We start from the raw sequence: 13,052 nt of genomic DNA, 5'->3' as shown, positions 1-13,052 counted from the left end.
GTCAAACGCCTATTATCGCCGCTGCTTGCGTCAGGGGGTGTCGCTGGCGGCAAATTCCACTGAAATTTGTTCCGCCACCTGCGCCAGCGCCGGTCCCAGAGCTGTCAGCAAGACGCGCGCCTGCTGCAGGTCGCCGCCCACGCGCAAGCCTTCGATCGACGTGCACAGGCCCGCAAAGGCATGGGCGCCCACGGCCAGCGCCGACGATTTGCTGCGGTGGCCCAGGTCGGCCAGGCGTCCCAGGTCTTCCAGCGCCATGGCCTGCTCCATTTCGGCGATGCCGTCGCGTGCCGTGTCGAGAAACAGCTGGGTGTATTTGCGCATCTTCACGGCGTCATTGCTGAACGTGAGGGCCAGGGTGGCCAGGTCGAGGATGGCCGTGTCGCGCAATTCCGGCGCGGCGGCCGATGACGGCGCTGCCGGCGCCGCCGCCAGCCTGTCGCTTGCACGCATGCGGCCGATGTTGCCGATGCCGCCACGCAGACGGAACCATTTCGCCAGCAGGTGAAACAGCAGATTCGGGGCGATCGGCTTGGTCACGAATTCATCCATGCCCGCCTCCAGGCAGCGGGCGCGGTCTTCGCTGCCCGCGTTGGCCGTCATGGCGATCACCAGCAGGCCAGTGAGTTTCGGGTCGGCGCGGATGCGGCGCGTCGTCTCGAAGCCATCCATCTCCGGCATCTGCACGTCCATCAGCACGCAGTCGTAGCGCTGGCGGGCCAGCAATTCCAGCGCTTCGCGGCCATTGCTGGCGACGCAGACGGTGGCGCCGGCGTCTTCCAGCAATTCGCAGCCCACCTGCTGGCTGAAGACGTTATCTTCGACCAGCAGGATGGATGCGCCGCGTATCACGCCCAATACTTCCGGCTCGACTTCGGCGATGCGTTCGTCGGACGCCTGCGCGCTTTTCTCCAGCCGCGCCGTGAACCAGAAGGTGCTGCCCAGGCCCGGCTGGCTGTACACGCCCACCTTGCCGCCCATGAGCTCCACCAGCTGCTTGCTGATCACCAGTCCCAGGCCGCTGCCGCCATACTTGCGCGTGGTCGACGGGTCGGCCTGGTGGAAGGAGCGGAACAGCTGCGCCACCTCTTCCTGGTTCATGCCGATGCCCCGGTCCTGCACTTCGAAGCGCAGCATGGCGTAGCTGCCGCGCTCCTCGGACTGGCGCACGCGCACGAAGATGCTGCCATTGTCGGAAAACTTGATGGCGTTGCTGGTCAGGTTCAGCAAGACCTGCTCCAGGCGCAGCGGGTCGCCGCGCCAGCGCTGCGGCAGCTCCGGCGCGATATCGAACTGCAGCGCCAGACCCTTGACGGCGGCCGCGTCGCCCAGCTGGCTGGCGATGTTCGCCAGCAGGGTGTCGAGACGGAAGTCCAGCACCTCGAGTTCCAGCTTGCCCGCCTCGATCTTGGAAAAATCGAGGATGTCGTTGATCAGGCCCAGCAAATGCTGGCCCGAATGATAGATTTTTTGCAGGTAGTCGCGCTGGCGCGCGTCGGCCACCGATTTGAGGGCCAGGTGCGCCATGCCGATGATGCTGTTCATCGGCGTGCGGATTTCATGGCTCATGTTCGACAGGAAGTCGCTCTTGGCCTGGCTGGCCGCGTCGGCCTGCTCTTTCAGGCGGTGCAGCTCCGTCACGTCGGTGGACAGGCCGATCAGGCCCGTGACGGGACCGGGCAAGCCCAGCGGCACCTTCACGCTCCACAGGTGATGCACCTGCCCTTGCGCATCGACGAAGCGCTCCTCGCCGACGAACTTGGCGCCGCTGTCGAACACCTGGCGCTCGGTCAGCTGCGCGGCGGCGGCCGCGTCGCCCAGCATCAACTCGCCATCCTGGCGGCCGATCAGCTGCTCCACCGGACGGCCCAGGATGGTGGCCGTGCGCGCATTCACGTAGCGGTAGCGCAGGTCGGCATCCTTCATGTAGACGTAGGCATCGACGCTGTCGAGCACCGTATCGAGCAGGGTGCGCTGCGCCACCGCGTTGCGGCGCGAGCGGTACAAGGTAAAGATGTAGCCATAGATGAGCAGGGTGCCGGCCACGCCGACGCCCAGCGCCAGCCATGGAAAGTAGCGGTCGAAGGGGCTGTACAGCTCCGCCTTGCGCACGCGGAAATGGGCTTTCCACAGCCCCCCCTGGTAGGCGACGGGCAGCACCCGGTCGAAATAACCGGCATCGCCGCCCGGTTGCGGCGGCGCCGCCAGGTCGCCGTCATCGTTGAACAGCAGGCGGTCCTGCGGCGTGATGGACAGGGCCCCGCTGGCCGGCAAAGGACCGGCCGCGCTGTACAGGGTCAGGTGCAGCGGTTCCAGGGCGCTGCGTTCGAGCGCGCTGTGCACCAGCCGCGCCACGCCAAAGCCGATGCCGACGGAACCCTGGTAGGCGGCGCGGCGCTCGGCCACGCTGCCCTGCGGCATGCCATTGCGGTACACGGGCAGGCGCATGCCCAGGCCCACGTGCGCGGGCGGCCCTTTGATCATGATCACCTGCCCCGACGCACTGACCTTGCCGCTGTCGCGCGCTTGCGCCAGCGATTGCGCCACCAGCGGATTGGCGCCGATATCGACGCCCATGCGTTCGGCCAGCAGGGAATCGGGTTCCAGGTAGGTGAGCACCGTGTATTCCGGCCGCTCCCCCGCAGGCCGGATGGTGAAGGCAGGATAGCCGCGCGGCGCCAGGCTGGTGTCTTTGCGCACGGACTCGATGAAGGCGGCGCGCTGCGCCGATGGCACGGCCGCCGCGTAGTTGACCGATTCGATGGCCGGGAACTGGCGCACGATATCGAGGCCGGCCACGTAATCGTGGAACTGGCGCCGCGTCAGGTGCTCGCTGGTGCGGAACAGGGCTTCGAGGCCACGCAGCAGGTCGGAATAGCTTTTTACGCGCGTGATCAGGCTGTGCTGAGCACTATGCGTGAGATTGTCGAAACGCTGTTCGGCGTCGTCATTGACCGTGCGCGCCGCGCCCGCATACAAGGCGCCGCCCACCGCCAGGGCCAGCAGCAGGCCACCCGCCCATATCCTGATACCTGATCCCGCCCCGCCCTTGCTCAAAGTGTGCATTGTCGATCGCTTATTCCGGTTTCCTCGAATGGACGGCGCTGCGGCCGCCCAGCAAGTACGAGGATACTATCAAAGCTCATGCCCGACGCGCTTGTGGAAGAAAAAAAGCGCGTACGATGGTTGCACTGGAAACACCGGGTGCTTAAGCTTCCCGCAGTGCCCCGGCCAGCAAGGCGCCGACGCCATGGTCATCCCAGGCATCGGCGCAGCGCACCACGTCGCCCACGACGATGATGCTGGGACTGCCCAGGCCGCTGGCCAGCAGGTCGTCCGGCAAGTGTTGCAAAGTGCTCAGCAACTGGCGCTGGGCGGCCAGGCTGGCCGATTGCACCACGGCCACGGGCGTGCCGGGCGCCATGCCGCCGGCCAGCAAGCCGGCCTGGATGGCGGCCACCCTGGCCACGCCCATGTAGATGACGAGCGTCAAGCCGCTTTGCGCCAGGGCCTCCCAGTTCGGCTCTGACGCGGCATCCTTGCCGTGGCCCGTGACGAAGATGGCGCCCTGGCTCCAGCCGCGGTGCGTGAGGGGCACGCCAATGGACGATGGCGCGGCCAGGCCGCTGCTGATGCCCGGGATCACTTCGACGGCCACGCCGTGGCTGCGCAGGTAGGCACGCTCTTCGCCGCCCCGTCCGAACAGATACGGGTCGCCCCCCTTCAGGCGCACCACGTGCAGCCCCGCGCGCGCTTCGGCCAGCATCAGGCGCTCGATGAACGCTTGCGGCGTGGACGCGCAGCCGCCCCGCTTGCCCACTTCGACCACGCGCACGCCATGTGCCGCATGCGCGAGGATGGCCGGGTTGACGAGATCGTCGATCAGCACCACGTCGGCCCGTGCGATGGCCTTCACGGCCTTGAGGGTCAGCAGGTCCGGGTCGCCGGGACCGGCACCGACCAAGGTCACGCTACCACATTGCGCCATGATGAACTCTCCAATCAAAAAAAGTGGCCGATGGCAAACGATGCCGCGTACGCTTCCGGCGCGCTGCCGTCCCACACGACGCCGTCGCACAGGGTCGAGCTGCGCATCGGGGATTTTGGTACGGGTGTAGCCGTCATTTCCGCCGCTTGGCGGTACAGGTCGATGCGGTTGACCTGGCGCGCCACGGCCAGGTAATCGGGTTCGTCACGCAGCAAGCCCCAGCGCCGGTGCTGGGTCATGAACCACATGCCGTCCGACAAATACGGGAAATTGACGGCGCCATCGCCGTAAAACTTCAAGCCGTGCGCCTCGTCCCAGGTCTTGCCCAGGCCATCCTGGTAATGGCCAAGGATACGCGGCGCCAGGGTTTCCTGCGGCGTATGCAGATAAGCGGGCTCGGCCAGGGTGGCCGCCATGGCCAGCCGGTTGGTGTCGCTGGCATCGATCCAGCGCCCCGCCTCGAGCACGGCGGCAATCAGGGCGCGGCAGCTGTTCGGATGCTGCTGCGCAAATGCGGCGCTGGTGCCCAGCACCTTGCCCGGATGGTCGGGCCAGATTGCGCCGCTGGTGGTGGCCGTCACGCCCACGCCATCGACGATGGCCTTGTAGCCCCACGGTTCGCCGGCGCAAAAGCCATCCATCTGGCCCGCGCGCAAGGCGGCCACCATTTGCGACGGCGGCACCGTCATCACGCGCGCGTCGCGCAGCGGATCGATACCGTGCGCGGCCAGCCAGTATTGCAGCAGCATCGCGTGGTTGCCGGTCGGGAAAGTATGCGCAAACGCAAATGGCCGCGCCGCGCCGCGCATGTGCCGCGCCAGCGATGGTCCATCGTGGGCACCTTCGCGCGCCAGCGCCGCCGATAGGGTCACGGCCTGGCCGCTGTGGTTGAGGTTCATCAGCACGGCCATGTCGTGCTGTTGCCCGCCGATGCCCATCTGCACGCCATACACGAGACCGTACAGCACGTGGGCAGCGTCGAGTTCGCCGTTGTTCAATTTGTCGCGCACGCCGGCCCACGACATCTCACGGCTCAGTTCAATCTTGATGCCGTATTTTTCGTCGAGGCCCAGTTTTGACGCCATCACCAGCGAGGCGCAATCGGTCAGCGGCAGGTAGCCGATGCGTATCGTCTGTTTTTCCGGATGCATGGAGCGCATCGCGTGGGCACTCGTGCCCGCTTGCTGTGTCATACCATTCCTTGCTGATAAGTACTGTTTTGCCGCGCCGACATGGGCAAGGCCATAGCCATCCAGCAGCAAGGACCGTGCCTGTGCATGCCCGGTCCCAGGCAGGTGAAAATGCACCGGAATGGTGCACTGCACCAGCATGTGTCAGGAAATGCGCGCTTCATCCCAGCAAGTCCTCCACGTCGAGGATGCGTTGGGCAATGTCCGCCAGTTTGAGTTTCTTGTTCATGGCCATGCTGCGCAAGCGCTGGTAAGCCTGGTCTTCCGTCAAGCCATGATGCGTCATCAACAGGCCCTTGGCCCGTTCGATCACCTTGCGCTCGAGCAGCTTGTGCCGCGTGTCGAGCAATTCGGCGCGCAGTTTTTCTTCCTGGCGAAAGCGCGCCAGGGCCACATTGAGCACGGGCAAGATGCGCTCGGCATGCAGGCCGGCCACGATATACGCGGACACGCCGGCCGCCATGGCCGCATCGATGCTGGCCGTGGCGCCGTCTTCGGTAAACAGGACGATGGGGCGGCGCTCGTCGCGCGTGGCGATGACGATGTGCTCGAGCACGTCGCGCGCGTCCGATTCAGCATCGATGATGATGAGGTCAGGCTGCAGTTGCGCGATGCGCTCGGGGAGGTAGAGGTCGGCTGGCAGCGAGGCGACGATATCGAAGCCCGATTCCAGCAAGCCGATGCGCAAGGCATTGCCGCGCTGCACCTGGGCAGCCAAGGCCGCATTCTCGTGCACGCCGTGCTCGACAATGGTGTTGACGACAACGATGCGCAAAGGCTGGGTACGGCTGGACGTCATGGGAGCGATCTGCAATGGCTAAACACAACCATTGCAGTAAGCAAGAAGCGAACCAGCCGGGTTTACACGGTACTTTACTTCAGGGTCGGCATGGCAAACTCGGCGCCGGCCGCCGTCGATGCGGGCCAGCGTTGGGTCACGGCCTTCTGTTTCGTGTAGAAGCGTACGGATTCCGGGCCATGCGCGTGGTGGTCGCCAAACAGGCTGCGCTTCCAGCCGCCGAAGCTGTGGAAGGCCATCGGCACAGGAATCGGCACGTTCACCCCGACCATCCCCACCTGCACCCTGTGCGTGTACTCGCGCGCCGTGTTGCCGTCGCGCGTGTAGATGGCCGTGCCATTGCCGTACTCATGCGCGTTGACCAGGTCCAGCGCCGTCGTAAAGTCCGGCACGCGCACGATGCACAGCACGGGGCCGAAGATTTCTTCCTTGTAGATGGTCATGTCCGGCGTGACGTGGTCGAACAGACTGCCGCCGAGGAAGAACCCTTGCTCGTGGCCGGGCAGCACGAAACCGCGCCCGTCGGCCACCAGCTTGGCGCCCTCTTCCACACCCTTGGCGATGTAGCCTGCGATCTTGTCCTTGTGCACTTGCGTGACAACGGGGCCCATCTCGGCCGACAGATCCATGCCCTGCGTGATTTTCAGGGCGGCAATACGCGGCACCAAGGCTTCGACCAGCTGGTCCGCGACATTGCCCACCGCCACGACGACGGAAATGGCCATGCAGCGCTCGCCGGCCGAGCCAAACGCCGCACCCATCAGCGCGTCGACCGTCTGCGGGATGTCCGCGTCGGGCATGACGACCATGTGATTCTTCGCGCCACCCAGGGCCTGCACGCGCTTGCCCTGCGCACAGCCGGTCGCATAGATATATTCGGCAATCGGCGTGGAACCGACGAAACTGACGGCGCGCACGTCCGGGTGGTGCAATAACCCATCCACGGCTTCCTTGTCACCCTGCACCACATTGAAGACGCCATCGGGCAAGCCCGCGTCCGTCAACAGTTGCGCCAGCAGCAGGCTGGCCGACGGATCGCGCTCCGACGGTTTCAGCACGAACGTATTGCCGCAGGCAATCGCCATCGGGAACATCCACATGGGCACCATCACGGGAAAGTTGAATGGCGTGATGCCGACGCACACACCGAGCGCCTGGCGGATCGACCACGCATCGATGCCGCCGGCCACCTGTTCCGAGTATTCTCCCTTCATCATTTGCGGGATGCCGCAGGCAAACTCCACCACTTCGATGCCGCGCGTCACTTCCCCTTTGGCATCCGTAAATACTTTGCCGTGCTCCGCCGTGATCAGGGCGGCCAGTTGGTCGGAGTGCTCTTCCAGCAATTCCTTGAACTTGAACATGACCCGGGCGCGACGCAGCGGCGAGGTTTGCGACCAAGCGGGAAACGCCGCGTGGGCTGCCGCCACGGCCGCGTTCAGTTCGGAAGGCGTGGCCAGCGCCACTTTCGCCGTCACGGCGCCGGTGGCGGGATTGAAGACGTCGCTCGTGCGCTCTGAACGCGAAGCCATCGGGTTGCCACCAATAAAGTGGCCAATCATCGGGGTTGTCATTGTCTTGTCCTAGGTTATTTCGTCATCAGCCAGTCATGGGCCGGGTCGTTCTTGAAATGCCAGACCCGCTTGGGGCCAGCCATCACGTTCAGGTAATAGCCGTCGTAGCCATACGGCACGGTCACGGGGTGGTAGCCCCTGGGCACCATTACCACGTCGTGGTTTTCCACGGCCATGGCTTCATCAATGGAACGGTCGTCTGTGTAGACCCGTTGGTAGGCAAAGCCCTGCTCGGGATTGAGGCGGTGGTAATACGTTTCTTCCAGTGAGCTTTCCAGCGGCACATTGTCGCTGTCGTGTTTATGCGGCGGATAGCTGGACGAGTGGCCGGACGGCGTGACCACCTCGACCACCAGCAAACCATCGGCCTCGGCCGTCTGCGGCAGGATGTCGCACACATAGCGGGTATTCGCGCCCTTGCCGCGCACGGAGCGCGTCATGGTGGCGGGGTCGATCAGGCGCGCCGGACGGTGGGTCGTGGCGGGCGCGCTGCAAAGTCCGACCTCGGCATTGCTCACTGCCGTGATGTTGACCGTTGTATCCAGCGGGACATACACGGCATACGGCGAGCGGTCCTCAAAGACGCTTTGGCGGTGACCGATCTCGCGCCACTGCTGTTCACCGGCCTGTACGGTCACCGTACCCGTCAGCACGACGATGCACAGCTCGCGCTTCCCCGTGTCCAGGCTCAGCGATTCGCCCGCCTGAAGCCGGTGCGCGGCGAACCCGACATGCGTCCAGCCGGCCGACTCGGGCGTCACCTCGACGATCTTGCCGCCGGCCTTGTTCGCTTTGACCAATAGCGGGCTCATGCCGCCTCCCGGCCCAGACGCGGAATGGCCTCGACGAGCTTGGCCAGGTAGTCATGGCCCATCTTCGCGTATTCGTAGCTGGGGGCCACGGCCGGATCCTGCTCCGCTTCCACCACGAGCCAGCCTTCGTAGCCGTGCAGATACAAGCGCGTGAGGATGGCCGGAAAGTCGATGCTGCCGTCGCCCGGTACGCTGAAGGCGCCATTGATGACGGCCTGCAAGAAACTCCAGTGGCCATTGCGCGCCAGTTTCACGACGTTCGGGCGCACGTCCTTGCAATGCACGTGGCAGATGCGATCGATGTGTTTGTTCAGCACCGCCAGCGCATCGCCGCCGGCAAACGTGATGTGGCCCGTGTCGAACAGCAAGCCGACTTCGGCCCCCGTCAAAGCCATTAGTTGATCCACGTCGGCCGGCGTTTCCACGTAGGCGCCCATGTGGTGGTGATACGCAAGGCGTACGCCATGCGCGAGCAAATGGGCGGCAAAGGCCGTCAATTTGTTGGCGTAGTCCTGCCATTGCTGCTGCGACTGGAAACGCGGGCGTTTATACAGCGGGCGCGCTTCGCCCTGGATCGCGTCGGCCACTTCGCCGTAGACCATGACGGTGGCGCCGCTGTCGGCAAGCAGCCGTAAATGCGATGATACGGAAGCGATCTCTTCTTCGACCGAGCGATGCGCCAGCCGTCCCGAATACCAGCCGGAAACACAGGCGAGATTGTATTTGCCCAGCACCGCGTTCAGCGCTGGGGCATCCTTGGGAAACTTGTTGCCCAATTCAAAGCCTACGTAGCCGATCTCGGCGCCTTCCTTGAGGGCTGTTTCCAGCGGCGTTTCACCGCCCAGGCTCGGCAAATCGTCGTTCATCCACGAGATCGGGTTGATGCCGATCTTCACATTCCATGTCGGTGCGTTCATTGTTGTTGTCCTTGGCGGTCAAGTTCATAACGGGCGCGCGCAGCTTGCACGGCTGGCTGCGTGGAGACCTCGGGCACGGCCACTTCCCACCAGCAACCGCCCTCATCAGTCGTGCGCGTGTCGTCCGTGTCGATGCAAATCAAATACGTGCGGCTAGCTGCCCGGGCGCGCAGCATGGCCTGCTCCAGCTCGGCAATGTTGGTCACGTGTTCGGACAGCGCGCCCAGCGATTGCGCATGCAGGGCAAAGTCAATGTGTGGTGCGCTATCGGGCAACATATTGTTGAACGAAGGATTGCCGCACGCCTGCTGCAGGCGGTTGATGCAGCCATAACCCCGGTTGTCGAGCACGACGATGATGAGTTTTTTATCGAGCATGACGGAGGTGGCGATTTCCGAATTCATCATCAGATAGCTGCCGTCGCCCACCATGACGATGACCTCGCTATCAGGCTTGGCCATCTTGACGCCGAGGCCACCGGCGATCTCGTAACCCATGCACGAGTAGCCGTATTCCATGTGGTAGCCGCCCGGCGTCGACGTGCGCCACAATTTATGCAGCTCGGCCGGCAAGGTGCCCGCCGCGCAGACGACGATATCGTTGCTGGTCGAGTCCGCTGAAGAACGTTGCACGGCGCCGATGACTTCGCCGTCGTACGGCAAGCCGGCCACATCGCGCCGGCCCGTGATGCTTTTGACCGTCTCGCGCCACGCGTTCCCTGCCTGTTGTGCCCGGTCCATCCACTGGCCCGCGCTATTCCAGCTGCCCAGCAGCCGCGACAGGCCTTGCAAACCGAGTGTCGCGTCCGCCTGCAAGCCCAGGCCCCGGCGTTTCAGCGCATCAAAACTGTTGACGTTCAGGCTCACCAGTTGCGCCTGCGCAAACAGGGAGTTCGAACCCGTCGTGAAATCCTGCAGGCGCGTGCCGATGGCCAGCACCACGTCCGCATCCGCCGCCAGGCTGTTGGCCGCAGGCGAGCCCGTCACGCCGATGGCGCCCTGCTGCAGCGGATGGTTCCATGGCAAAGAACTTTTACCGGCCTGGGTTTCCGCCACGGGAATGCCATGGCGCTCGGCAAACGCCTGCAAGGCGGCGCTGGCCTTGCCATACAGCACGCCGCCACCGGCGACGATCAGCGGCTGCTTCGCGTTTTTCAACAACGCTGCCGCCTCCTCCAGTTCCTGCTCGACAGGCGGCAAAGAGCGGAAACGCACGATGCGCGGTTCAAAGAAATCCACGGGATAGTCATACGCCATCGTCTGCACGTCTTGCGGCAAAGACAATGTGACGGGGCCGCAGGCGGCCGGGTCCGTCAAGGCGGCAATGGCGCGCGGCAAGGCCGTCAGTAGCTGTTCCGGATAGACGATGCGGTCAAAGTAGCGCGACAGCGGCTTGAACGCATCGTTCACCGACACGCTGCCATCCGTGCCGTCTTCCAGTTGCTGCAAGACCGGGTCCGGCGCGCGCGAGACGAAGACGTCGCCGGGCAGCAAGAGCACGGGCAGGCGGTTCACATGCGCCAGCGCGGCGGCCGTCAGCAAGTTGGTCGCGCCCGGGCCGATGGAACTGGTCACCGCCATCATGCGCCGGCGCATGTGGGCTTTCGCATAGGCAATGGCCGAGTGCGCCATCGCCTGTTCGTTATGGGCGCGGTAGGTCGGGAAGCTGTCGCGGTACTGGTACAGCGCCTCGCCCAGGCCCGCCACGTTGCCGTGGCCAAAGATGGCAAAGGCGCCGCCGAACAGAGGTTCGCCCCCCTCCACCCGCAAGGCGGCCAGGTAGCGCACCAGCGCTTGGGCCATGGTTAAACGAATCGTGCTCATGCTGCACGCTCCAGACGGTTGCGTGTACGCTGCCACAGGGAAATGAGCTGCTCGAAGTTGGCGCGCACGGCGGCGATCAGGCCGGCATCGTCAAGTTCGCCGGCCAGCCAGCGGCGGCTCGGTTCCTGGAAGATAGTGCGGCCTACCATGAAACCCTTGCACGTCGTGCTGGCACTGGCTTGCTCGAAACTGTCGGCCAGGGCGGCAATCGGCGCGTTCAAACCCAGCAGGACGACGCCACGGCAGTACGGATCGCGCTCGTGCACGAGGGCATCGATGGCTTGCCATTGCTGGGCTGACATGCTTTCCAGCTTCCACCATTCGGGATAAATACCGAGGTTGTACAGGCGCTTGACGGCGCGTAACACCGTGTCGTCGCTGTGCGGCAACGCTTCCGACGGTATGACTTCGAGCAACAGTTCGTGACCGCTCACTTGCGCCGCGTCGTACAGGGCCTTGATTTGCGCTTCCTGTTCCAGCCGGTTTTCCACGGCGTCGTCAGGGTGCAATTGCACCAGGCACTTGATCACGTGTTCCTTGGGCCAGCTGAGCAGGTGGGAGCCGATGGAACGGCCCCAGTCGAATTGCAGCGGGTTCGATCCCGGCAATTCCACGGGACGGCCTATCCACCAGCCGCGCCCGGTCGCATCGTTGAGCGCATCGACGCCATAGCGGCCATCGATCAGCACGCCCGTCTTGCCGGCCAGCTGCAAGGCCGTTTCCGTCTGCGCCACGGCTTGCACCATCAATTGCTTCAAGGCCGCAATGGCGGACTCGGGCGCGCCCGTCTGTTGCGCCAGCTCAAAGAATTGCGTGCGGTGGTCAAAGGCAAACACGCACAACTCATCCCACTCCTTGCGCGCCACCGTCGTGCGGTGCAGGCGCGACAAGGTGGCGTCCTGGTCCGGCTGCGTCAGTTTGGCCGCATTGGCGAGGAAATAGTCGAGCTCGACGGGCGACGGCATGGCCGGCGCGCAGCCGTGGCGCGACACGACGAGGGCGCCGCAGCCATTCGCGTAGCGGCAGCACGCTTCGTAATCCTCGCCGCGCAGCCAGCCTTTCAGGAAGCCCGACAGAAACGCGTCGCCCGCGCCCAGCACATTGAGCACTTCCACGCGCACGCCACGGTAATTATATGCATCATCGAGGCTGTGCGGCACCACATTGTCGATGACGGCGCTGCCCAGCGGCCCGCGCTTGACGACCAGGGTGGCCAGGGTGGCGGCCCGCACGGCGCGCAAGCTGGCCATGATATCCGCGCCGCCGCCGGCGATCATGAATTCCTCTTCCGTGCCGACGATCAAGTCGAATTGCGGCAGGATGCTTTGCAGATGCTTGGTCACGCCTTCGTTCGAAACGAAACGCGTTTCGCCATCGGCCTTGCCCGACAGACCCCACAGCACGGGCCGGTAATCGATGTCGAGCACGGTACGCACTTTGTTGGCGCGGGCCAATGTGAGTGCCTGCGTGCTGATGGCGTGCATGGCAGCCGTGGAGAAATGCGTGCCGGTGATCAACAGCGCCTTGCTCGAGGCAATGAAAGCCGCATCCACCGACGATGCGTCGATGGCCATGTCGGCGCAATTTTCACGATAGAAAATCAGGGGAAACGTGTTCTTGTCCTTGATGCCCAGCATGACGAGGGCCGTGAGGCGGTCGCGGTCGATGCCCACGTGGCTGACGTCGCAGCCCTCTTTCGACAGGGTGTCGGTGAGGAAACGACCCATGTGGTCGTCGCCCACCTTCGACAGCATGGCGGACTTCAAGCCCAGCCGGGCCGTGCCGAAGGCGATGTTCGCCGACGAGCCGCCCAGGTATTTGGCAAAGCTCGTCGCGTCTTCCAGGGGGCTGCCGATCTGCTGCGCGTACAGGTCCACGGCCAGGCGGCCCAGGCAGATCACGTCCAGCGCCCGGCCCTGGGCAAATTGTGTGGAATTATTCATGGCTAT

At 64.5% G+C, this 13,052-nt stretch carries 9 protein-coding genes; all 9 read right to left on the bottom strand.

Annotation, left to right across the window (positions count from 1 at the left end; translation table 11 throughout):
• Positions 1-30 precede the first annotated feature (30 nt).
• The gene (locus AC54AG_RS16565) at positions 31-3,066 is read right to left on the bottom strand and encodes a CHASE domain-containing protein (RefSeq protein WP_496630973.1); all 3,036 of its coding nucleotides are present in this window, start codon (positions 3,064-3,066) and stop codon (positions 31-33) included.
• 142 nt (positions 3,067-3,208) lie between these two features.
• Complete coding sequence (gene cobA, locus AC54AG_RS16560) at positions 3,209-3,988, bottom strand: uroporphyrinogen-III C-methyltransferase (protein ID WP_331777851.1); 780 nt, start codon at positions 3,986-3,988, stop codon at positions 3,209-3,211.
• Positions 3,989-4,002: 14 nt separating this feature from the next.
• Positions 4,003-5,181, bottom strand: a complete 1,179-nt coding sequence (locus tag AC54AG_RS16555) for a CmpA/NrtA family ABC transporter substrate-binding protein (RefSeq protein ID WP_331777850.1) — start codon at positions 5,179-5,181, stop codon at positions 4,003-4,005.
• Between the two features lie 157 nt (positions 5,182-5,338).
• Complete coding sequence (locus tag AC54AG_RS16550) at positions 5,339-5,977, bottom strand: ANTAR domain-containing response regulator (protein WP_070303064.1); 639 nt, start codon at positions 5,975-5,977, stop codon at positions 5,339-5,341.
• A gap of 74 nt (positions 5,978-6,051) precedes the next feature.
• The gene (locus AC54AG_RS16545; protein ID WP_219328368.1) at positions 6,052-7,551 is read right to left on the bottom strand and encodes a CoA-acylating methylmalonate-semialdehyde dehydrogenase; all 1,500 of its coding nucleotides are present in this window, start codon (positions 7,549-7,551) and stop codon (positions 6,052-6,054) included.
• A 14-nt stretch (positions 7,552-7,565) separates the two neighbouring features.
• Positions 7,566-8,363, bottom strand: coding sequence for a 5-deoxy-glucuronate isomerase (gene iolB, locus AC54AG_RS16540; protein WP_070303062.1), 798 nt, complete (start codon positions 8,361-8,363; stop codon positions 7,566-7,568).
• Positions 8,360-9,280: a myo-inosose-2 dehydratase gene (gene iolE / locus AC54AG_RS16535; RefSeq protein ID WP_319992998.1), complete on the bottom strand. Its 921-nt coding sequence runs from the start codon at positions 9,278-9,280 to the stop codon at positions 8,360-8,362. Before iolE ends, iolB begins: the two co-directional genes overlap by 4 nt.
• Positions 9,277-11,139: a 3D-(3,5/4)-trihydroxycyclohexane-1,2-dione acylhydrolase (decyclizing) gene (gene iolD, locus AC54AG_RS16530; protein WP_496630972.1), complete on the bottom strand. Its 1,863-nt coding sequence runs from the start codon at positions 11,137-11,139 to the stop codon at positions 9,277-9,279. The genes iolE and iolD overlap by 4 nt, the downstream gene beginning before the upstream one ends.
• Positions 11,100-13,046, bottom strand: coding sequence for a bifunctional 5-dehydro-2-deoxygluconokinase/5-dehydro-2-deoxyphosphogluconate aldolase (locus tag AC54AG_RS16525; RefSeq protein ID WP_496630971.1), 1,947 nt, complete (start codon positions 13,044-13,046; stop codon positions 11,100-11,102). Before AC54AG_RS16525 ends, iolD begins: the two co-directional genes overlap by 40 nt.
• Between the last annotated feature and the right edge of the window lie 6 nt (positions 13,047-13,052).

The organism is Janthinobacterium sp. BCJ23 (assembly GCF_059617945.1).
Note: the sequence above shows the minus strand (reverse complement) of the source record. Positions and strands in the feature narration are given on the sequence as shown.

Coding starts and splice junctions, on each gene's coding strand:
- iolB (WP_070303062.1), bottom strand. CDS start 8,363: ATGAGCCCGCTATTGGTCAAAGCGAACAAGGCCGGCGGCAAGATCGTC.
- AC54AG_RS16555 (WP_331777850.1), bottom strand. CDS start 5,181: ATGACACAGCAAGCGGGCACGAGTGCCCACGCGATGCGCTCCATGCAT.
- AC54AG_RS16545 (WP_219328368.1), bottom strand. CDS start 7,551: ATGACAACCCCGATGATTGGCCACTTTATTGGTGGCAACCCGATGGCT.
- iolE (WP_319992998.1), bottom strand. CDS start 9,280: ATGAACGCACCGACATGGAATGTGAAGATCGGCATCAACCCGATCTCG.
- AC54AG_RS16525 (WP_496630971.1), bottom strand. CDS start 13,046: ATGAATAATTCCACACAATTTGCCCAGGGCCGGGCGCTGGACGTGATC.
- cobA (WP_331777851.1), bottom strand. CDS start 3,988: ATGGCGCAATGTGGTAGCGTGACCTTGGTCGGTGCCGGTCCCGGCGAC.
- AC54AG_RS16565 (WP_496630973.1), bottom strand. CDS start 3,066: ATGCACACTTTGAGCAAGGGCGGGGCGGGATCAGGTATCAGGATATGG.
- AC54AG_RS16550 (WP_070303064.1), bottom strand. CDS start 5,977: ATGACGTCCAGCCGTACCCAGCCTTTGCGCATCGTTGTCGTCAACACC.